We start from the raw sequence: 20,601 nt of genomic DNA on the forward strand, positions 1-20,601 counted from the left end.
AACGTTATAATAAAATGAGTATATCTAACGGGAAGGTGTCAAAATTGGATAAAAAATCATTAAGACAAGAAAAAATAAAATTAATGAAAGCATTTGCTGTAGAAGACCAGAAACCATCTGCCGATCAATACTTAACAGAAGCACTGATGCATACGAGCGAATATGAATCAGCAAAACGTATAGGTATAGTGCTTTCAATGCCCCATGAAGTGGATACATACCCAATTATTTCTAAGATGATTAGTGATAACAAAAAAGTATACGTCCCTGAAACAAACTATAAGGCTAAAGAAATGTCCTTTAAACACGTGGATGATTTATCTAATATTGGACCTGATGATAAAGGAATTAACCACGTCATATCCGATACAGAAATTTCAAATGACTTAGATTTACTCATTGTCCCTGGTTTAGCTTTTAACGATGCAGGTTATAGAATTGGATATGGCGGGGGCTATTTTGATAAATTTTTAACACACCATCAACAGTCAACGATAAGTTTAATTTACGACTTCCAGCTTGATGATTTCGAAATTGAAGCACATGATCAACCAGTACAAGCACTAATTATAGCAACAACAAAATAATGGAGGCTAAAATGATTACAGAAAAACATTATTGGAAGTCAATCTTTACTTGGGTTAAATATTTAAATTATCAAATAGTGCATCGCAATCAAGACGATACAGAAATTTGGTTGGCAAATAAGAAAAAACAATCCGTTGTTATATTTAAATTTGGAGCCAACTCCACACAAGAAGTTAGATTTGATAAAAGTAGAATCCAAGACCATGAAGAAGATATTATAGCATTTTTAGATTTCAAACCTAAAAGTTATAACTTATTTATTTATACTGATAAAACATTTACTGATGAAAATTTAGATGAACTGAAATCAATAAAGTTCAAAGTAAAAATTATCCGTCAAGTTGATCAAATTGAAAAAATAATGCCAAATTTTTTTATAAAAAGTGTTTTCAATCAAAGTTCTAATCAAACGAAATCATATTATAAGCAAAGAGCTTTAAACAATAATCCTATTGAAAAACATATGCTGAAATTTGCACCAATTACATACACATTAATTGCAATTAATATCATTATTTGGCTTTCTATGGTTTTATTTTTAAACCGATTTTCTGATTTGAAACTTTTAGACGTAGGTGGTCTAGTACATTTTAATGTAGTTCATGGTGAGTGGTATAGGGTAATTTCTTCTATATTCTTACACTATAATTTTGAGCATATACTAATGAATATGTTAACTTTATTCATATTTGGAAAAATAGTTGAATCTATAGTAGGACACTGGCGATTCTTAGTCATTTATTTTGTCGCTGGTTTATTTGGTAATTTTGCTTCATTATCTTTTAATACTGATACTGTATCCGTCGGGGCAAGTGGGGCTATTTTTGGCTTAATTGGTGCTATTTTTGCGTTTATGTATATTGGGAAACAATATAATCGAAAATTAATAGGACAATTGTTAATCGTACTTGTCATCTTAATCGGTGTGTCATTGCTTATGCAAAACGTAAATATAGTAGCACATATCGGTGGATTTATTGGTGGATTACTTATCACATTAATAGGCTATTATTTTAAACTAAACCAGAATAAATTTTGGATATTCCTTATTTTGCTTATTGTATTATTCATAGGATTTCAAATACGCATTTTCACCATACAGGAAGATAATATATATAATACAATCATTGAAAAAGAAATGAAAAGCGGTAACTATAAAGATGCTAAAGACATGGTTCAGCATACAATAAATAAAAATTACGCAGACGATGAGACATATTATTTAAAAGGATTTATCAGTGCGACAACTGACTCAAAAGCTGAAGGCATGGCAACATGGGAGCGAGGTTTAAGACATTTCCCTGATTCTGCAATATTAAACTATCAACTAGCTGTTGCAAATAGGTCCATCGATAATAAAGATAAAGCTCAAAAATATATTAAAACTGCATTAAAAAATGATCCAAGTAATAGAGATTATATCAATTTAAATAAAGAATTGAGCGATGATAGTGATTGAGGAAATAAAAACATTTTATGACGTTCAACAACTTTTGAAAAAATTTGGTTTTATTATTTATTTCAAAGATAAAGAAGATGTATATGAAATGATGGAACAAGAAATACATTCGTTGTATGAATATAACTTAATTACACAAGATAGGTATATCAAATGCAAATTAATTATTAATCAAAGAAGAAGTGAACAATAACTATATCATTTAAACTTAAAGGAGCGGGATAATGAAATCTTTAAAGGAAAATAGATTTCTATATCGCGCCTTTGTTCATTATTATTGCAATTGTGAAACGAATAATATTAAAATAGAAGTATATGTTTTTAACAAAGATACTAAATAAAATTTAAGGAAAAGAACAGTTATTTTCAACGTACTAAATGGATTTTAAAGTAGTAATATACACTTATTTTAACTAGAATTTTAATAGTTTGTTGCCATTACTATTATTAGAACTAACGTTTCCTTAAACTCAGAGAAGGATGAATAAATAAATGAAAAAAATTATCTTATCAGCAGATATTGGTGGAACAACTTGTAAGCTCGGAATATTCGATCAGCAACTTGAACAAATAGAGAAATGGTCTATTGAAACTGATACTTCAGATACTACAGGTTATGCACTGTTAAAAAATGTTTATGATTCTTTCGTTGAACATATCGACAATTCTGAATTTACTTTTTCAGATGTATTGGGAGTTGGTATCGGAGTGCCAGGGCCAGTTAATTTTGAAACTGGTGAAGTTAATGGTGCCGTTAACCTATATTGGAAAGATACGGTAAATGTGAGACATATCTTTAAACAATTTGTAGATTGTCCTGTTTATGTTGATAATGATGCGAATGTTGCAGCATTAGGCGAAAAACATAAAGGTGCAGGCCAAGGTTCGGATGAAGTGGTTGCAATTACATTAGGTACTGGTCTCGGTGGTGGTATTATTTCTAATGGTGAAATTGTCCATGGTCACAACGGTTCAGGTGCGGAGATAGGGCATTTTAGAGTAGACCATGATCAACGCTTTAAATGTAACTGTGGGAAGTCTGGTTGTATCGAAACTGTTGCTTCTGCCACTGGTGTAGTCAATTTAGTTAATTTTTATTATCCAAAATTAACATTCAAATCATCAATATTACAACTCATTAAAGATAATGAAGTTACTGCCAAAGCTGTATTTGATGCAGCTAAAGCAGGAGATCAATTCTGTATTTTTATTACAGAACGTGTTGCAAATTATATTGCTTATTTATGTAGTATCATTAGTGTGACAAGCAACCCTAAATATATTGTTTTAGGTGGTGGTATGTCTACAGCAGGATTGATTTTAATTGAAAATATTAAAACAGAATATCATAATTTAACATTTACGCCAGCACAACAAGGTACAGAAATTGTGCAAGCTAAACTAGGTAATGACGCTGGTATTACAGGTGCTGCTGGTTTAATTTATACTTATATCATCGAAAAGGAAGGTGTTAAATAATGGCTATCGTAGATGTAGTTGTTATACCTGTCGGAACAGAAGGGCCAAGTGTAAGTAAATATATTGCTGAGATACAAACAAAATTAAAAGAATATAAAGCGCAAGGTAAAATTGATTATCAGTTAACTCCTATGAATACTTTGATTGAAGGCGATTTAAAAGATTTATTTGAAGTAGTTCAAGCCATTCATGAATTACCTTTTAATAAAGGTGTCGATAGAGTGTGTACGAATATTAGAATTGACGAGCGAAGAGATAAATCTCGTAAAATGAATGATAAATTGGCATCTGTTGAAAAACATTTGGATAATGGAGGGCAAGAATAGTGCAAATATCGAGTTTAGCATTGGGTTTAGTTAAGACGAATACTTATTTCATTGAGAATGAAAAAAGCGTTATTTTAGTTGACCCTGCAAGTGATTATGATTTGATTAAAAAAAAATTAAATCAAATTAATAAACCGTTAAAAGCAATTTTATTAACACATGCTCATTTTGATCATATTGGCGCTTTAGATGACGTCGTAGCAAAATATCAAGTTCCAGTTTATATGCATCGACTTGAATTTGATTTTTTAACTGACACATATAAAAATGGTTCAGAGAAATTCAAGCAATATGGTCTTGAGCCTATAACTAGCAACGTATCTCCAAACCAACTTGATGAAGGTTCGGTAGAGATAGAAGGTTTCCAATTTAATGTGCTCCATACACCTGGACATTCACCTGGTAGTTTGTCATTTGTCTTTGATGAATTTGCAGTTGTCGGAGATACTTTATTTAAGCAAGGTATAGGTAGAACTGATTTATATAAAGGAGACTATGAAACACTCGTAGCTTCTATACTAGATAAAATATTTGAATTAGATGAAGACTTACCACTATTCCCTGGTCACGGACCATATACAACAATTAAAGACGAACAAGTTAACCCATATTTAAATGGCTAATTTTTAATTAACCAAAGTAATTTAAACACCTCTTACGTGTATAAGTGTAGGAGGTGTTTTTTTGAAGTTATTATTTAAAAATATTTTTGACAAGGCAATTCATGAAAATGTTACAGATGTACATTTTATACCAAACCAAAATAAAGTAAAAATTAAATTCAGAAAGAAAGCATTTTTAGTTACAGTAGAAACAATAGAAACCAACACTTATAAGAAATTACTTACCTATATGAAATATCAAGCAGGATTAGATGTTTCTAAACACAATGCTGCCCAAAGTGGTAGATATGCATATAAATTAAAACAACTATATTATTTAAGAATTTCTACTTTGCCATTGTCTTTAGGTTATGAGAGTTGTGTAGTTAGGATTATTCCTCAATATTTTCAAAAACAGCAAAAATTCAAAGTCTCAATCAATTATTCAAATTAATGAATAAACAACAAGGTTTACTACTATTTAGTGGTCCAACTGGATCAGGAAAAAGCACATTAATGTATCAAATGATTTTACACGCAAAAGAACAATTAAATGTGAATATTATAACAGTTGAAGATCCTGTGGAACGATTAATTGAAGGTATTACACAAGTTTCTATCAATGAAAAGGCAGGTATTAATTATGCTAACTCCTTTAAAGCAATTTTAAGATGTGACCCAGATATTATTCTTATAGGAGAAATTAGAGATGCAACTATCGCTAAACAGGTCATACATGCTAGTTTAAGTGGGCATTTAGTGCTTTCAACTATCCACTCTAATAACTGTAAAGGCGCATTATGCAGGTTATTAGAAATGGGGATAAGTGTTCAAGAACTACGTCAAACGATCTTAAGTATTATTAATCAACGACTTATCGTTACATCAAAAGAAGAGCGTTCATTAATATATGAACAACTAACACGAGAAGATATACAATTTTATTTCGAAAACCAGCTTACGCTTCCAAACACATTTCAAAATTTATCTTTTAAATTACACGAAATGGCTAAAGAAGGAGAAATTTGTGAAGAAACACTTAATAGATATATTTAGCATATCTCAATTTATGATTATTAACGAAAAAACGCGAATTGAATTACTCCAAAGGTTACAAAATTTGCTTGAACATGGTTTCACATTATCTGAATCATTTAATTTTTTACTTCAACATATAAGTATTAAATCCCCAAAATTAACCGCACAAATAAAAGCGCAATTAGAACAAGGTGCACAATGTTATCAAATACTTTTATTATTAAACTATCCTAAAATTATCATCATGATCATCTATTTTGCAGAAATGTTTAGCGAACTTACTTCAACATTGCCACATGCTCAAGATTATTTACTTAGAAATTATAAAGCTAAACAACAACTTCTTAAAACGCTCCAATATCCACTTTTACTTATGGCTATTTTTATCATTATGTTAATTGTTTTAAACCACACAATCATACCAGAATTCCAATTACTATATAAAAATTTTGATGTAGAACTCTCTACAATACAATTTATTTTATCTTCGATATTAACTCACTTACCTAAGACACTTCTCGTTACTTTATTAATGATATTACTTTGCATATTACTATTTTATAAATATATTAAAAAATTACCAATTAAAGCGAAATATAAAATCATCTTACGCATACCCATTGTACGTAAATTTTTCAAATTTTATAAAACTTATAGATTATCTACAGAATTTGCATTGTTCTATAAAAACGGCGTGAACTTGTATTCTATTGTCGATATTTATTCAAAGCAAAAAAAGGACCCATATCTAGTTTATCTTGCATCAGAATTATCAAGTGGAACGCAACAAGGTTATAAACTAAGCGAAATATTAAATAATATTTCTTGGTTTGAAAAAGGACTCATTACTTTTATAGCAGAGGGCGAAAAGAAAGGTAAATTAGAGATTGAATTAAAATTATATAGCGATATTATTTTTACGAAAATTGAACAATATACGCAAATTTTAATAAAATTTATACAACCAATCTTATTTACAGTATTAGGTTTATTCATCATTGCCTTATATTTAGTCATTATGTTACCTATGTTTGACTTAATGCAAACGATTAAATAACTACACTAGGAGCGCATTCAATGCATAAAATAAAAAAACTATACAATAAAAAAGCATTCACATTGATTGAAATGCTACTTGTTCTATTAATTATTAGTTTATTACTTATCCTTATTATACCTAATATCGCTAAACAATCATCACATATCCAAAGCACTGGTTGTGAAGCACAAATAAAAATGGTAGAAAGTCAAGTTGAAGCTTACACATTAAAACATAATAAAAAACCACAATCTATAGAGGAACTTATTTCAGATGGTTATATCAAAGAAAATCAGAAATATTGTAAATCAGGTGCTACTATCCATATTAATAACGGTGAAGTAGTTGCAAACTAGCAAGGCATTTACATTAACCGAAATATTGTTTGTTATGGGTATCATAAGTGTTTTATTAATTGTTCAAGTAAATCACTTGTCCAGTAAAAAAGAAACGCGTGAAACAGCCAATCCTTTTATGAATTCCTTAATATTGAAACTTAATTATTTAAAATCAAAAGCCATTAAAGATGGAAAGCCTATTACACTGATATTCAATCATTACTCAAATAAAATAACCGTTAAAGAACCGTCGATTGAAAATAACGATATAAAATTGCCAGATCATTCATTTATCTATCCTCAAACTAATATCAATTACTTAACTTTTGATAGTAAGGGAAATACAAATAAATTTGGCACTGTCTATATATCTGTAAATAAAGTGATTTATAAAGTGGTTTTTCATATTGAAAAAGGGAGAATGAGATATGAAAAAAAGAAAAATTAAAGCTAGCATACTCATAGATTCAATGTTAAGTTTTACGATTATGATCGCAATGTGCAGTTTGTTACTACCAATGATCTTACAACTAAACTATTCTTTTAAAAATAAATTAGACTATATTAATATGAAACGCGTGATGCTACTCACGTTAAAACATAATGATCAAAAGGATTTAAACAAAGGTGTGAAAATAGCCGACTATGAAATAAAATTAGACAATTATAAAATTTGTATAAAATCGAAGGACTATTTAAATGAAAAATGCTATTACAAATAAAGTTACTGGTTTTACTTATATCGAAGTATTATTTGCATTATTTATTACCATAGTTGTATTTACAATGCTGCCACTATTATACAAATCCATCGTTCCATTGAAGCATCAATCAAATTTTGCTTCTTCTATTGATTTAGAATTTTTTGCAAGGGATTTAACAGAAGAGTTGTTACTTAACAAATCGCAATTTTTTAATATAGAAAATCGGGGACATAGATTAAAAATTACAAACAAGGAAAAAAATATTTATTACGAATTTAAAAATCGTAAAATAATTAAAACCATAAACCATAGCGGCAATATCACTTTATTAAATAATGTTATAGAAGCTCAATTTACAATGTTAAAAAATAAACGAATGAAATTATATGTAAAATTATATAATGAGGGAACTTACTTTGAAAAAGAAATTTACTTTTAATACAAAAGGCTATATATATCCTTTTGTGATGGTGGTTTATATGCTATATTTATCATTGATAGCGATTTATACAGCTCATTTTAACATTCAATTGAAAACACTTGATAATATTGAATCATATTATGAAAAGCAAATTCAAATACTTTTGCATAAAGGAAGATATTTTTGAAAAACAAGATGAATACCCCACTTATTTTAGTAGGATTTATGGGAACAGGAAAGACAACTTTAGGTAAACATATTGCTGAAAAGGACCAGTTAACTTATGTAGATTTAGATGAATTCATTGTACAACAAGAAGCTAAATCTATACCAGAAATTTTTGAGGAATTCGGTGAAGAAACGTTTCGCAGTTTGGAATATAAATATTTAACTATATGTATTAACCAATTTGATATCATTTCCACTGGTGGAGGTATCATAGAAGGGGAACACGCTTATAATTTATTGAAAAATCAAAATTACGTTGTATGGCTAGATTGCGAATTAAACATTTTATACAATAGAATTAAAAATGACAGCAATAGACCAAATGCAAATAATAAATCATTTTCCAAACTAAAAAGCTTGTATTCATCTAGGGTTTCAAGATATAATGAAATCGCATTCATCAAAGTGAATAGTAGTAAATCGCTTTCAAACTTATATAATGAGATAATGAAATCGATGTAAAGCGAATGACCAGTATTAGAGAGAATGGTACATGATTTAATGTATCCATCGCCGAAGGTGCAAGTTTAACGAAACTCTCAGGCAAAAGGATAATACTGAGACGCATTCCTGGATTTATTGACAGGGTAGGCTTAGTCTACTCTGTCTTTTTTAATATAACAATAGGGGGTTTATTAATGGCTAATGAATTAAAACACACACCACTTTATCAAAATTTTGTGGATCTCGGGGCAAAAATTGTTGAATTTGGTGGCTGGGCAATGCCAGTCCAATTTTCAAGTATCAAAGAAGAACATAATGCTGTTAGAACTAAAATGGGATTATTTGATGTCAGCCACATGGGTGAAATTCTTATAAAAGGCCCTGAAGCTGATAAACTTGTACAATACTTGCTTTCAAATGATACTGACAATTTAGAAACAACAAAAGCTCAATATACAGCATTATGTAACGAGCATGGTGGTATTATTGACGATTTAATTACTTATAAACTCAGAGAAAAAGAATATCTATTAGTTGTAAACGCTGGTAACACTGATAAAGACTTTGAGTGGATGAAAAATAATGCTACTAACTTTGATGCAGAAGTTTTAAATGTATCAAGTGATTATGGACAATTAGCTGTTCAAGGTCCAAATGCACGTGACTTTGTTCAAGAACATGTCAATATAGACATCTCTGAAATGTCTCCTTTCGAATTTAAACAAGATGTTGAATTCTTTGGAAAAAAAGTGATACTGTCACAATCCGGTTATACTGGTGAAGATGGTTTTGAAATTTATTGTAAATCTGAAGATACGCCATATCTTTGGGTATCCATTTTAAAATATGATGTGGCCCCTTGTGGTCTAGGCGCAAGAGATACATTAAGATTAGAAGCTGGTTTACCATTACACGGACAAGATTTAAGTGAATCAATAACGCCTTATGAAGGTGGAATAGCATTTGCAGCTAAACCTTTAATTGATGCAGATTTTATCGGAAAAAGCGTTTTAAAAGATCAAAAAGAAAACGGTTCGAAACGAAGAACAGTTGGAATTGAAATGATTGATAAAGGAATTCCAAGAACAGGTTACACAGTTTATGATGTCGATGGTAATGAAATTGGTGAAATTACATCAGGTACGCAATCTCCATTAAGTGGTAAATCCATTGGTTTAGCTATAATAGATAGAGATGCTTTTGAAATGGGAAAAGAAATTATAGTGCAAATTAGAAAAAGACAAGCTAAAGCAAAAATTGTTAAAAAAAATCAAATTAGTAAATAATTTAAAGGGGTGTTACTGTGAGTCATCGTTATATTCCGTTAACAGAGCAAGATAAACACGAAATGCTAGAAACTATTGGTGCTGGTTCAATCAATGAATTATTTGGAGATGTTCCAAAAGACATTCTATTAAATAGAGAATTAGCTATCCCAGATGCAGAATCAGAAACAACATTAACTAAAAGACTAAGTAAAGTTGCAAGTAAAAATATTACTAAAGAAACACACACATCATTTTTAGGCGCTGGTGTCTATGATCACTATGCCCCAGCAGTAGTAGATTCAATGATTTCACGTTCAGAATTTTATACGGCTTATACACCATATCAGCCTGAAATTTCCCAAGGTGAATTACAAGCCATTTTTGAATTCCAAACGTTAATATGCGAATTAACTGATATGGATATCGCTAACTCATCTATGTATGATGGGATTACAAGTTTTGCAGAAGCATGTATTTTAGCATTTAATCAAACTCGTAAAAATAAAATTGTTGTTTCTAAAGGGATGCACTACCAAGCATTACAAGTATTACACACTTATGTTAAAACACGTAAAGAATTTGAAGTCGTTGAAGTGGATTTAGATGGAACAATCACTGATTTAGAAAAGCTTGAAAATGCTATTGATGACGAGACTGCAGCAGTTGCGGTACAATATCCAAACTTTTATGGCTCAATTGAAGATTTAGAAAAAATCCAAGCTTTAATTGAAGATAAAAAAGCATTATTTATCGTTTATGCAAACCCAATTGCACTTGGATTATTAACACCACCAGGTAGTTTTGGAGCGGATATCGTAGTAGGAGATACTCAACCATTTGGTATCCCAACGCAATTCGGTGGACCACACTGTGGTTTCTTTGCTACTACTAAAAAATTAATGAGAAAAACCCCAGGACGTCTAGTTGGACAAACAGAAGATCAAGATGGAAATCGTGGTTTTGTTTTAACTTTACAAGCGCGGGAACAACATATCCGTAGAGATAAAGCAACATCTAATATTTGTTCAAACCAAGCTTTAAATGCTTTAGCTTCATCTATATGTATGTCTGCTTTAGGTAAACAAGGTATTTATGACATTGCAGTTCAAAATTTTGAAAATGCAAATTATGCTAAAGAGCAATTTAGGCAACAAGGCTTTGAAGTTAGCAATGGTACATCATTCAACGAATTTGTCGTTAAATTTGATAAATCTGTCAAAGATATCAATGATGCGTTAATCCAAGAAGATATTATCGGAGGTTTCGATTTAAGCGAAATTGGAGAAGGCTTTGACAGTCATATGCTGATTGCTGTAACAGAATTAAGAACTAAAGATGAAATTGATACATTTGTTAAGAAAGCAGGTGAATTAAATGGTAGTAAGTAAATCTAGTCCATTAATTTTTGAGCGTTCTAAAGAAGGTCGTTATGCGTATTCATTACCTAAAAAAGAAATTGATAATAAAGCTGTAGATAAATTATTAGATGATAAATTTATAAGAAAAGACAAAGCTGAATTCCCAGAAGTGGCCGAGTTAGATTTAGTTCGTCACTATACAGAATTATCAAATAAAAACTTTGGCGTAGATACAGGTTTTTATCCTCTTGGCTCTTGTACGATGAAATACAATCCAAAAATAAATGAAAAAATTGCAAGAATCCCTGGATTTGCTGAATCACATCCATTACAAGATGAATCTCAAGTGCAAGGTTCATTAGAAATCATCCATAGCTTGCAAGAAGAATTAAAAGAGATTACAGGTATGGATGAAGTTACACTACAACCAGCAGCTGGCGCCCACGGAGAATGGACAGCGCTTATGATTTTCAAAGCATATCACGAAAAAAATGGCGAAGGACATCGTAATGAAGTCATCGTTCCTGACTCAGCTCATGGCACAAACCCTGCTTCAGCAGCGTTTGCTGGATTTAAAGCTGTAACTGTTAAGTCTAACGAACGCGGAGAAGTTGATATTGAGGACTTAAAACGCCTTGTTAACGACAACACAGCTGCAATCATGCTCACTAACCCTAATACGTTAGGTATTTTTGAGCAAAATATTATGGATATTCGAAATATTGTGCATGAAGCTGGTGGCCTATTGTATTATGACGGTGCTAATTTAAATGCAATTATGGATAAAGTCAGACCAGGCGACATGGGATTTGACGCTGTTCATTTAAACTTACACAAAACATTTACAGGACCTCATGGCGGCGGTGGCCCAGGTTCAGGCCCAGTAGGCGTTAAAAAAGAACTTGCCCATTTTTTACCAAAACCAATGGTGGTTAAAGAAAACGACGTCTATAAATACGATAATGATATTGAAAACTCAATCGGACGTGTTAAACCATTCTACGGGAACTTTGGAATTTATTTAAGAGCATACACTTATATTAGAACTATGGGTAATAAAGGCCTTGAAGAAGTTTCAGAAGCTGCAGTATTGAATGCAAATTATATTAAAGCACGCTTAAAAGAACATTTCGAAATTCCATATGAACAATATTGTAAACACGAATTTGTCCTAAGCGGTTCTAAGCAAAAAGAATTTGGTGTTCGTACATTGGATATGGCGAAACGTTTACTAGACTTTGGTGTCCATCCGCCAACAATTTACTTCCCACTTAACGTAGAGGAAGGTATGATGGTAGAACCAACAGAAACAGAATCTAAAGAAACGTTGGACTATTTCTGCGATACTATGATTGAAATTGCTAAAGAAGCAAAAGAAAATCCTGATAAAGTATTAGAAGCACCACATACAACAATTATTGATCGTTTAGATGAAACACAAGCTGCGCGTCATCCAGTATTGAAATTTGAAAATTTACGTTCAGAAAAATAAAAGTTCTGAAAGCGTCATATTTAAGGTATAAGTTAGACATCCCATTTTTTAACATGATGTCGTTTGTCCTCTAAAACAAAGGTAATTAAAAAACGTTAAGATATCAATATCCCAAGTATTTTATAAAACGGATGGTTTTTACATAAATCTAAGTAAAAAATCACCCGTTTTTTTAAACATTTATTTAATTTGATATATTTACAAACATCAAATTTACGTTTGGCTTAATCTATACGTCTTTAAATGTAGACGATGCGCTTATGGCTTTGTTTATCAAATATTAAAAATATTACCAGTTAAATTTCTATGTTAAATACTCATTGAATGCGTTATTAGTTTGTGTACATCGTAACGTTAATAGATATTTACTACCATATAATTATGCCAATTTTTATTGTGTTGTTCCACAGAGTATATATGAATGAGAGATGACGAAATCCAAGTATATTGGTAAAATCTGAATAGAGTTTAAATATAAAAAAACACCTTCATTATTAAATGAAGGTGTTTTTTACTTTGAACATAAACATTTATATCTCATGCTCATTTAAATAATTGATTAATAACTCATTTTTTTGATTTGATTTTACCAGTCCATTTTTTATATCCGCCTTTGAGCATATATATATCTTTATACCCATTCTTCTTTAAAATTCTAGCGGCACGATAGCTAGCAATTCCGTTAGCATCACAAAGATAAATAGGTTGGTCTGTTCTCAAACCTTGAAACCTTTGTTTGAACATTGTGATTGGAATGTTACGAGCACCGTTGATATGACCATAATCATAATCTACTTTTTCTCTCACATCAATAACTTGAGCTTTACGCAAACCATTATGGAATTCATTTTGGTTTAATTCAATGACCGCTTTTTTGTTCAAATATCTGTTAAATAACATATAAGCGACGATTATTATTAAAATTGCTAAAGCTATAAACCAAAAATTACTCATCTTGCATCCTCCCTAATTAACCGATATTATATATTATAAGACTGTTAGCACAATTTATCAAAATATTTTTATCACAAACTGTACACATTGCTAACAAATTTTAACAATTATTGAAAACGATAACACAATTTGGCTGTTACCACAATTTAATTTTAATGAATGGAGTTTTGAGTGTGACTGAAACATGGCATTTTATCAATACAGGTAGTAATGATCCATTTTATAATATGGCAATGGATGAAGCATTATTAAATTTTGTTTCAAGAGGTGAGATTGACCCGGTAATCAGATTTTACACATGGAATCCAGCAACACTTTCAGTAGGTTATTTTCAAAGACTAACAAAAGAAATAGATATACATAAAGTAAAAGAAAAAAGTTATGGCCTTGTTAGAAGACAAACAGGTGGTAGAGGTGTACTTCATGACAAAGAATTAACTTATAGTGTTATTGTACCAGAAACTCATCCAGAAATGCCAAAAACTGTTACAGAGGCATATAGAGTTATTTCAGAAGGTTTACTTGAAGGTTTTAAAGCGTTAGGTTTCAATGCTACTTTTGCCATACCGCGTTCTAAAGAAGAAAGAGCTAAATTAAAACAGCCAAGAAGTGCAGTTTGTTTTGATGCGCCAAGTTGGTATGAGTTAGTAGTAGAGGGACGTAAAATCGCAGGCAGTGCACAAATGAGACAAAAAGGCGTGATACTTCAACATGGCTCATTGTTACAAGACATTGATGTGGACGATTTATTTGATATGTTCATATATAAAAACGATCGCTTAAAAGAGAAAATGAAACAAGCTTTTGTTGATAAAGCTGTGGCAATAAATGACATATCAGATAGACATATTACATTAAAGGAAATGGAACATGCTTTTGAAGAAGGATTTAAAAAAGGATTAAATATAGATTTTAAACCTTTAACATTAACGCCAAAACAAAATGAAGAAGTAAAAAATTTAATAGAAAAATATAAATCTGAAGAATGGAATTATAGGAAATAAATTTATGAACCATTTAGGATTAAATACAAACGGGCCTGGGGTATAAATATCTCAGGCTCGTCATTACATATAACAAGTAGATAATTGGAATAAAACATAAAGTTATATTTTTTATTGGGTTGAATGAGTAAAATATAAGTCTGTGCTTTATCCCTTTGTAAACTTTTTCCTAATGATCCATATAAAAACGGACCGAAATCCTAAATGAAATTTCGGTCCGTTTTCTATACCACCTCATGCTATTCATTTATGAAGTTTCAAAACATCAACTACTTTTTCTTGTTTCGTTTTCTATATTTTCTTTGAGCACGTTTGTATTTTCTTTGATCTTCTGTTAAAAAGAAGAAATAATAAATCGCATAAATAATTCCTGCAAAAATAGCTAAACTAATAATCATTTTTACAAAACTAAATAAAAACGCATCTAAGTTAAGTAATAAGCCGATTAATGCAATAGCGATTACGATATAAAATATTGCTTGTTTCAAAATAAACACTCCTATTTGATTGTATCCTTAGTTATTATTAATGCTCACCTTTGACAAAGTAGCTTGACCTTTTTGGATTTTCTTTTTGTCTTTTTCATTATAACCGTCTCTAATGTCATCCATAGCTGAATTGAGTTCTTTATTTAATTTATTTATATTTTTACTTTTCTTTTTATCTTCATCACTCATTTTATCTTTATCAATTTTACTTTTATATGTAGTGTAAGCAGAATCAAGTTTATTCGTAATATCTGTTAATTTTGATTGTATTTTTTCGCTTTTTTTGTTTTTTGATACGTCATCTTCAATATTAGTGTAATCATCAATTGCTTTAGTAACATTTTGATAATATTCAGAAGAAGCTTTTATATGATTTAGCTTATTCTTGTTATTTTTAGCGTTTTTAATATTATCCTTATCTTTTTCCAATGCAGAAATATTTGTTTTTTCTTTCTTGATTTCAATTTTTAAATCTTGGATATCACTCTTTAATTTATGATTTTCATCACGTAGTTTTGTTGTCTTATCTTCTAATGGGCCTAAATTTTGACTCCCACACCCAGCGAGTATACACGAAGCTACTAAAATAGCGACCAATTTTTTCTTCATAACTCTCTCCTAATTCAAAAACTATAAATTTATACAATAATTATGCTATCATTTTAATGTATATAAAGGAAATGTACAAATTTATTGAATAGGGGGATTAATATTGAATAGAATTGAAAAATTAAATGCTGCAATAGAGGCAAAACATTTAGAAGCGGTTATTGTGTTGTCAGACTACAACAGACGATTTTTATCTGGGTTTACAGGAACGAGTGGCGCACTTATCATCACAAAGGATGAAAAATTATTAATTACTGACTTTAGGTACATAGAACAAGCTACTACACAAGCACCTGATTTCAAAATTGTTAAACAACAAGGTCAACTTGTAGAATCTATTAAAACTACGCTAGAGAAATTAAATGTACAAAATGTTGGTTTTGAAGGTAATTTAGTCAGTTATGATACTTATTTACAATTGAGTAAATCTTATATAAGTTTAATCAGTATATCAGGTTTAATTGAAAAAATAAGAGAAGTTAAAGATAAAGATGAAATCGCATTTATTCAAAAAGCTGCTCAAATTGTTGACGAAGCTTATGAATATATCTTAACAGTTGCTAAAGCTGGTATGACAGAACTACAGTTAAAAGCTAAATTGGAAAGTAAAATGTTAGAACTAGGTTCAGAGGGGCCATCTTTTGACACTATTGTTGCTTCAGGGGTTCGCGGTGCACTTCCACATGGCGTAGCAAGCGATAAAGTAATTAACGAAGGTGAATTGATTACATTAGACTTTGGTGCTTATTACAAAGGTTATGCATCAGATATTACCCGTACCTTTGCTATAGGTGAACCAGAGCAACAATTAAAAGAAATTTATAATATTGTATTAGAAGCTAATTTAAAAGGAATAGAAGCTGCTAGAAAAGGGATAACTGGTAAAGCGTTAGACGCAGTTGTAAGAGACTATATCACTGAAAAGGGGTATGGTAATGCATTCGGGCATTCTTTAGGTCATGGTATCGGTTTAGATGTTCACGAAGGCCCTAATTTATCTAAAAAATCTGAAACAGCTTTAGAGATAAATAATTGTGTTACAATTGAACCCGGTATATATTTAGATGGTATTGGTGGCGTTCGCATAGAAGATGACATTTTAATCACTGAAAATGGTTGCGAACGCTTTACTAAATCGTCTAAAGACCTTATTATTTTATAGAAGACCTTATATTAAGGAGGAGACTGAATGATTTCGGTTAATGATTTTAAAACAGGTTTAACAATTTCTGTAGATAATGGCATCTGGAAAGTGTTAGATTTCCAACACGTAAAACCAGGTAAAGGTGCTGCCTTTGTACGTTCTAAACTACGTAATTTACGAACAGGTGCAATTCAAGAAAAAACATTCAGAGGCGGAGAAAAAGTTGAAACTGCAATGATTGAAAATCGTCGCATGCAATATTTATACGCTGATGGAGACACTCATGTTTTCATGGATAATCAAACATTTGATCAAATTGAACTACCTGCTGATTATTTAGAACATGAATTGAATTTCTTAAAAGCAAATATGGAAGTTCAAATTCAAAGCTATGAGAATGAAACTTTAGGTGTTGAATTACCTAAAACTGTAGAACTTACTGTAACAGAAACAGAACCAGGTATTAAAGGTGACACTGCTACAGGTGCTACTAAATCTGCTACTGTTGAAACGGGTTATACGTTAAATGTACCTTTATTCGTTAACGAAGGTGACACTTTAGTAATTAACACAAGTGATGGTAGTTATGTATCAAGAGCTTAATCTTTTTAACGTCATAAGTTTCTAAAAAATTTATGGTACTCAAAAGCCTTTCCACTCTATTTATTGGAAAGGCTTTTATTATTTAAGGATAACCATATTACATACGATATAAAATTAGAGGGGTTTTAAAAAGTAAAATAACTCAAAAATTTCGATGGCATTGAGATAAAAAATATTTTATACGGTTATAGCGCAACGAGTTATAATAGAAAGTGTGTATATGCTTGAATTGAACATTTTACTAAAGTAAAATAAACTAGGTAAATGAAAACAATTTGAAGGAGTCAGTATTTATGAATTTTAAAGAAATTAAAGAATTAATTGAAATTCTTGATCAATCTAGCTTAACTGAAATTAACATTGAAGATAAAGGGAACATCGTTAATTTAAAAAAAGAAAAAGAAACTGAAATCATTACGCCGCAAGTTTCACAACAACCAATGCAACAAGTAGCGCCGCAACAAGCCGTTACACCAATTCAATCAACAAGCGAAAGTTCTGAAGAAGGAAGCGCCGCACAAGAAAATGACAACTTAGAAACAATTAACGCGCCAATGGTTGGTACTTTCTACAAATCACCTTCACCAGAAGAAAGTCCATATGTTCAAGTAGGCGATGCAGTGTCTAACGAATCGACTGTTTGTATATTGGAAGCGATGAAACTATTTAACGAAATACAAGCTGAAGTCACAGGGGAAATTGCAGAAATACTAGTAGAAGACGGTCAAATGGTAGAGTATGGCCAACCGTTGTTCAAGGTGAAATAATGAATAAAATTTTAATTGCAAATAGAGGGGAAATTGCTGTAAGAATCATTCGTGCTTGTCATGATTTAGGTTTACAAACTGTGGCTATATATTCTGAGGGAGATAAAGATGCATTACATACTCAAATTGCTGATGAAGCATATTGCGTCGGCCCTACTCAATCTAAAGATTCTTATTTAAATATCCCTAATATTTTATCTATTGCAACTTCTACAGGTTGTGATGGCGTTCACCCAGGGTATGGCTTTTTAGCAGAGAACGGGGATTTTGCTGAACTTTGTGAAGCCTGTCAACTTAAGTTTATTGGACCAAGTTATGAGTCTATTCAAAAAATGGGAATCAAAGACGTTGCAAAAGAAGAAATGAAACGTGCTGAAGTTCCTGTTGTGCCTGGTAGTGAAGGTTTAGTCCAAGATATTAAAGAAGCCAAAAAAATTGCCAAAGATATTGGTTATCCAGTGATTATAAAGGCAACTGCTGGTGGCGGTGGTAAAGGTATACGTGTAGCACGTGATGAAAAAGAATTAGAAACAGGTTTCAAAATGACGCAACAAGAAGCTGAAACAGCATTTGGTAATGGTGGACTATACTTAGAAAAATTCATCGAAAACTTTAGACATATTGAAATACAAGTAATTGGAGATAGTTATGGTAATGTGATCCACTTAGGCGAACGTGATTGTACAATACAAAGACGTATGCAAAAACTTGTGGAAGAGTCCCCGTCTCCTATTTTAACTGATGCTAAAAGACAAGAAATGGGTAATGCAGCAGTAAGAGCTGCAAAAGCAGTAAACTATGAAAATGCTGGAACGATTGAATTTATCTATGACTTAAATTCTAATGAATTTTACTTTATGGAAATGAATACACGTATTCAAGTTGAGCATCCTGTAACTGAAATGGTAACTGGCATTGATTTGGTGAAATTACAATTAAAAGTGGCCATGGGTGAGAAGTTATCATTTACTCAAAAAGACATCCATATTCAAGGACATGCTATAGAGTTTAGAATTAATGCTGAAAACCCATATAAAAACTTTATGCCTTCTCCAGGAAAAATCACACAATATCTTGCCCCAGGTGGTTTTGGAGTAAGAATTGAGTCAGCATGTTATACTAATTACACAATACCACCATATTATGATTCTATGGTAGCCAAATTAATTGTGCACCAACCAACAAGAGATGAAGCAATTATGACTGGCTTACGAGCATTAGGAGAATACTTAGTATTAGGCATTGATACTACAATTCCATTCCATATTCGTCTTCTAAATAATGATATTTTCAGAAGTGGCGAATTTAATACTAATTTCTTAGAAACTTATAATATTATGGATGATCAAACTAAATAGGAGGTATGTGAAATGGTTAAAGTAGCAGAATCATCACATTCCAATTTAGGAAAAATAGAAATTGCGCCTGAGGTTTTGACTATTATTGCGAGTATAGCAACCTCTGAAATAAAAGGGCTAGAAGGACATTTTAAAGAAATTAAAAACTTAAGCGTGGAAAAGATTACTAAAAAACAATTATCGCGTGGTATTAAAGTAGATACAAAAGATGATGGGATTCATATAGACGTATATTGTTCACTATCTTATGGTGTTAATATCTCAGAAACTGCAAGAAAGATACAAACAACCATTTATAACTCTTTAACTACTATGACAACGATTGTTCCTAGCCAAATTAATGTCCACATTACACACATTGAATCTACAAATTAAATATATAATGCAAATTGACTTTAATGCAGTCATTGAAAAAGAACTAAGCTTTTAAATAACTTATGCTTTTCTTTTCTAAAATGAGTAATAAAGTAAACAATGCGAGAAGGAGTTTATAATGAGTCGAAAAGAATCAAGAACACAAGCCTTTCAAACTCTATTCCAACTAGAAATGAAAAATAGTGATTTAACCATAGATGAAGCGATTAGCTTTATCAAAGATGATAATCCCGATTTAGAATTTGATTTTATTAGCTGGTTAGTAACAGGTGTCAAAGATCATGAATCTGTATTAGATAATAAAATTGCGCCTCACCTTAAAGATTGGACGATTGACAGATTATTAAAATCTGATCGAATTATACTAAGAATGTCTACATTTGAATTGTTAAATAGTTCGACACCACAAAAAGTAATCATAAATGAGGCTGTTGAATTGGCAAAACAATTTAGTGATGATGAACATTATAAATTTATTAATGGTGTATTAAGTAATATTGAATAAAAGAGTGATA

Annotated in this window: 25 protein-coding genes, 1 pseudogene and 1 riboswitch; of the genes and pseudogenes, 23 read left to right on the forward strand and 3 right to left on the reverse strand. The window is 30.9% G+C overall.

Annotated features, from left to right (window positions below; all coding sequences use genetic code 11):
- Nucleotides 1-44: 44 nt before the first annotated feature.
- The 16 genes and pseudogenes from IEU88_RS04500 to gcvPB all read left to right on the forward strand — a co-directional run bounded on the left by IEU88_RS04500 (nt 45) and on the right by gcvPB (nt 12,784).
- The gene (locus IEU88_RS04500; protein WP_096809492.1) at nt 45-587 is read left to right on the forward strand and encodes a 5-formyltetrahydrofolate cyclo-ligase; all 543 of its coding nucleotides are present in this window, start codon (nt 45-47) and stop codon (nt 585-587) included.
- A gap of 11 nt (nt 588-598) precedes the next feature.
- Nucleotides 599-2,047 (forward strand): rhomboid family intramembrane serine protease, encoded by a 1,449-nt coding sequence (locus tag IEU88_RS04505; protein WP_107644053.1) that lies wholly within the window; start codon nt 599-601, stop codon nt 2,045-2,047.
- Nucleotides 2,034-2,240 carry a YqgQ family protein gene (locus IEU88_RS04510; RefSeq protein WP_103373744.1) on the forward strand — a complete coding sequence of 69 codons (207 nt, stop codon included), beginning with the start codon at nt 2,034-2,036 and terminating at the stop codon, nt 2,238-2,240. The genes IEU88_RS04505 and IEU88_RS04510 overlap by 14 nt, the downstream gene beginning before the upstream one ends.
- 299 nt (nt 2,241-2,539) lie before the next feature.
- Entirely contained in the window at nt 2,540-3,526 is a 987-nt protein-coding gene (locus IEU88_RS04515) for a glucokinase (RefSeq protein ID WP_103373080.1), read from the forward strand.
- A complete protein-coding gene (locus IEU88_RS04520) occupies nt 3,526-3,852 on the forward strand; it encodes an MTH1187 family thiamine-binding protein (protein ID WP_096809501.1) in 327 nt (108 codons plus the stop codon). The genes IEU88_RS04515 and IEU88_RS04520 overlap by 1 nt, the downstream gene beginning before the upstream one ends.
- Nucleotides 3,852-4,475: an MBL fold metallo-hydrolase gene (locus tag IEU88_RS04525; protein ID WP_103373081.1), complete on the forward strand. Its 624-nt coding sequence runs from the start codon at nt 3,852-3,854 to the stop codon at nt 4,473-4,475. Before IEU88_RS04520 ends, IEU88_RS04525 begins: the two co-directional genes overlap by 1 nt.
- 61 nt (nt 4,476-4,536) lie before the next feature.
- A pseudogene (gene comGA, locus IEU88_RS04530) lies at nt 4,537-5,510 on the forward strand (competence type IV pilus ATPase ComGA).
- Entirely contained in the window at nt 5,482-6,549 is a 1,068-nt protein-coding gene (gene comGB / locus IEU88_RS04535) for a competence type IV pilus assembly protein ComGB (RefSeq protein ID WP_229719007.1), read from the forward strand. Before comGA ends, comGB begins: the two are co-directional and overlap by 29 nt.
- Nucleotides 6,550-6,569: 20 nt before the next feature.
- Nucleotides 6,570-6,887 carry a competence type IV pilus major pilin ComGC gene (gene comGC / locus IEU88_RS04540; protein WP_096809507.1) on the forward strand — a complete coding sequence of 106 codons (318 nt, stop codon included), beginning with the start codon at nt 6,570-6,572 and terminating at the stop codon, nt 6,885-6,887.
- A gap of 34 nt (nt 6,888-6,921) precedes the next feature.
- Nucleotides 6,922-7,317, forward strand: coding sequence for a competence protein (locus tag IEU88_RS04545; RefSeq protein ID WP_229719008.1), 396 nt, complete (start codon nt 6,922-6,924; stop codon nt 7,315-7,317).
- Nucleotides 7,298-7,591 carry a hypothetical protein gene (locus IEU88_RS04550; protein ID WP_096809511.1) on the forward strand — a complete coding sequence of 98 codons (294 nt, stop codon included), beginning with the start codon at nt 7,298-7,300 and terminating at the stop codon, nt 7,589-7,591. The genes IEU88_RS04545 and IEU88_RS04550 overlap by 20 nt, the downstream gene beginning before the upstream one ends.
- Entirely contained in the window at nt 7,569-8,012 is a 444-nt protein-coding gene (locus IEU88_RS04555; RefSeq protein WP_096809514.1) for a competence type IV pilus minor pilin ComGF, read from the forward strand. Before IEU88_RS04550 ends, IEU88_RS04555 begins: the two co-directional genes overlap by 23 nt.
- Nucleotides 8,013-8,189: 177 nt before the next feature.
- Nucleotides 8,190-8,684, forward strand: coding sequence for a shikimate kinase (locus IEU88_RS04560; protein ID WP_174221779.1), 495 nt, complete (start codon nt 8,190-8,192; stop codon nt 8,682-8,684).
- A 5-nt stretch (nt 8,685-8,689) separates the two neighbouring features.
- Nucleotides 8,690-8,787: riboswitch (glycine riboswitch) on the forward strand.
- A gap of 73 nt (nt 8,788-8,860) precedes the next feature.
- Nucleotides 8,861-9,952, forward strand: coding sequence for a glycine cleavage system aminomethyltransferase GcvT (gcvT, locus tag IEU88_RS04565; RefSeq protein ID WP_096809520.1), 1,092 nt, complete (start codon nt 8,861-8,863; stop codon nt 9,950-9,952).
- A gap of 17 nt (nt 9,953-9,969) precedes the next feature.
- Nucleotides 9,970-11,322 (forward strand): aminomethyl-transferring glycine dehydrogenase subunit GcvPA, encoded by a 1,353-nt coding sequence (gcvPA, locus tag IEU88_RS04570; RefSeq protein ID WP_103372680.1) that lies wholly within the window; start codon nt 9,970-9,972, stop codon nt 11,320-11,322.
- Entirely contained in the window at nt 11,309-12,784 is a 1,476-nt protein-coding gene (gene gcvPB / locus IEU88_RS04575) for an aminomethyl-transferring glycine dehydrogenase subunit GcvPB (protein WP_096809525.1), read from the forward strand. Before gcvPA ends, gcvPB begins: the two co-directional genes overlap by 14 nt.
- Nucleotides 12,785-13,351: 567 nt before the next feature.
- Here gcvPB and IEU88_RS04580 read toward each other — a convergent pair.
- The gene (locus IEU88_RS04580; protein ID WP_096809527.1) at nt 13,352-13,738 is read right to left on the reverse strand and encodes a rhodanese-like domain-containing protein; all 387 of its coding nucleotides are present in this window, start codon (nt 13,736-13,738) and stop codon (nt 13,352-13,354) included.
- 173 nt (nt 13,739-13,911) lie between these two features.
- On the opposite strand from IEU88_RS04580, the gene lipM reads away from it, so the two are divergent.
- The gene (gene lipM, locus IEU88_RS04585; RefSeq protein ID WP_103373704.1) at nt 13,912-14,742 is read left to right on the forward strand and encodes an octanoyltransferase LipM; all 831 of its coding nucleotides are present in this window, start codon (nt 13,912-13,914) and stop codon (nt 14,740-14,742) included.
- 269 nt (nt 14,743-15,011) lie between these two features.
- Here the strand turns inward: lipM and IEU88_RS04590 are convergent, their stop codons facing one another.
- Nucleotides 15,012-15,230: an SA1362 family protein gene (locus tag IEU88_RS04590; protein ID WP_096809532.1), complete on the reverse strand. Its 219-nt coding sequence runs from the start codon at nt 15,228-15,230 to the stop codon at nt 15,012-15,014.
- Nucleotides 15,231-15,257: 27 nt separating this feature from the next.
- Nucleotides 15,258-15,839: a hypothetical protein gene (locus IEU88_RS04595; RefSeq protein WP_096809536.1), complete on the reverse strand. Its 582-nt coding sequence runs from the start codon at nt 15,837-15,839 to the stop codon at nt 15,258-15,260.
- 103 nt (nt 15,840-15,942) lie between these two features.
- Between IEU88_RS04595 and IEU88_RS04600 the strand changes: the two genes are divergently transcribed.
- The 6 genes from IEU88_RS04600 (at nt 15,943) to nusB (ending at nt 20,591) form a co-directional block, all read left to right on the forward strand.
- Nucleotides 15,943-17,001: a M24 family metallopeptidase gene (locus IEU88_RS04600; RefSeq protein WP_096809538.1), complete on the forward strand. Its 1,059-nt coding sequence runs from the start codon at nt 15,943-15,945 to the stop codon at nt 16,999-17,001.
- Nucleotides 17,002-17,028: 27 nt separating this feature from the next.
- Nucleotides 17,029-17,586, forward strand: coding sequence for an elongation factor P (gene efp / locus IEU88_RS04605; protein ID WP_096809542.1), 558 nt, complete (start codon nt 17,029-17,031; stop codon nt 17,584-17,586).
- Between the two features lie 293 nt (nt 17,587-17,879).
- Nucleotides 17,880-18,353 carry an acetyl-CoA carboxylase biotin carboxyl carrier protein gene (gene accB / locus IEU88_RS04610; RefSeq protein ID WP_096809545.1) on the forward strand — a complete coding sequence of 158 codons (474 nt, stop codon included), beginning with the start codon at nt 17,880-17,882 and terminating at the stop codon, nt 18,351-18,353.
- Complete coding sequence (accC, locus tag IEU88_RS04615; RefSeq protein WP_103373191.1) at nt 18,353-19,711, forward strand: acetyl-CoA carboxylase biotin carboxylase subunit; 1,359 nt, start codon at nt 18,353-18,355, stop codon at nt 19,709-19,711. Before accB ends, accC begins: the two co-directional genes overlap by 1 nt.
- 12 nt (nt 19,712-19,723) lie before the next feature.
- Nucleotides 19,724-20,086, forward strand: coding sequence for an Asp23/Gls24 family envelope stress response protein (locus IEU88_RS04620; RefSeq protein ID WP_096809550.1), 363 nt, complete (start codon nt 19,724-19,726; stop codon nt 20,084-20,086).
- 118 nt (nt 20,087-20,204) lie between these two features.
- Entirely contained in the window at nt 20,205-20,591 is a 387-nt protein-coding gene (nusB, locus tag IEU88_RS04625) for a transcription antitermination factor NusB (protein ID WP_096809553.1), read from the forward strand.
- Nucleotides 20,592-20,601: the final 10 nt, after the last annotated feature.

It is taken from the genome of Staphylococcus nepalensis (genome assembly GCF_014635045.1).
Taxonomy (GTDB): domain Bacteria; phylum Bacillota; class Bacilli; order Staphylococcales; family Staphylococcaceae; genus Staphylococcus; species Staphylococcus nepalensis.

Coding starts and splice junctions, on each gene's coding strand:
- gcvPB (WP_096809525.1), top strand. CDS start 11,309: ATGGTAGTAAGTAAATCTAGTCCATTAATTTTTGAGCGTTCTAAAGAA.
- IEU88_RS04580 (WP_096809527.1), bottom strand. CDS start 13,738: ATGAGTAATTTTTGGTTTATAGCTTTAGCAATTTTAATAATAATCGTC.
- IEU88_RS04505 (WP_107644053.1), top strand. CDS start 599: ATGATTACAGAAAAACATTATTGGAAGTCAATCTTTACTTGGGTTAAA.
- accB (WP_096809545.1), top strand. CDS start 17,880: ATGAATTTTAAAGAAATTAAAGAATTAATTGAAATTCTTGATCAATCT.
- IEU88_RS04545 (WP_229719008.1), top strand. CDS start 6,922: ATGGGTATCATAAGTGTTTTATTAATTGTTCAAGTAAATCACTTGTCC.
- IEU88_RS04595 (WP_096809536.1), bottom strand. CDS start 15,839: ATGAAGAAAAAATTGGTCGCTATTTTAGTAGCTTCGTGTATACTCGCT.
- IEU88_RS04510 (WP_103373744.1), top strand. CDS start 2,034: ATGATAGTGATTGAGGAAATAAAAACATTTTATGACGTTCAACAACTT.
- IEU88_RS04620 (WP_096809550.1), top strand. CDS start 19,724: ATGGTTAAAGTAGCAGAATCATCACATTCCAATTTAGGAAAAATAGAA.
- IEU88_RS04520 (WP_096809501.1), top strand. CDS start 3,526: ATGGCTATCGTAGATGTAGTTGTTATACCTGTCGGAACAGAAGGGCCA.
- gcvT (WP_096809520.1), top strand. CDS start 8,861: ATGGCTAATGAATTAAAACACACACCACTTTATCAAAATTTTGTGGAT.
- nusB (WP_096809553.1), top strand. CDS start 20,205: ATGAGTCGAAAAGAATCAAGAACACAAGCCTTTCAAACTCTATTCCAA.
- IEU88_RS04515 (WP_103373080.1), top strand. CDS start 2,540: ATGAAAAAAATTATCTTATCAGCAGATATTGGTGGAACAACTTGTAAG.
- IEU88_RS04560 (WP_174221779.1), top strand. CDS start 8,190: ATGAATACCCCACTTATTTTAGTAGGATTTATGGGAACAGGAAAGACA.
- IEU88_RS04550 (WP_096809511.1), top strand. CDS start 7,298: ATGAAAAAAAGAAAAATTAAAGCTAGCATACTCATAGATTCAATGTTA.
- efp (WP_096809542.1), top strand. CDS start 17,029: ATGATTTCGGTTAATGATTTTAAAACAGGTTTAACAATTTCTGTAGAT.
- comGC (WP_096809507.1), top strand. CDS start 6,570: ATGCATAAAATAAAAAAACTATACAATAAAAAAGCATTCACATTGATT.
- accC (WP_103373191.1), top strand. CDS start 18,353: ATGAATAAAATTTTAATTGCAAATAGAGGGGAAATTGCTGTAAGAATC.
- IEU88_RS04555 (WP_096809514.1), top strand. CDS start 7,569: ATGAAAAATGCTATTACAAATAAAGTTACTGGTTTTACTTATATCGAA.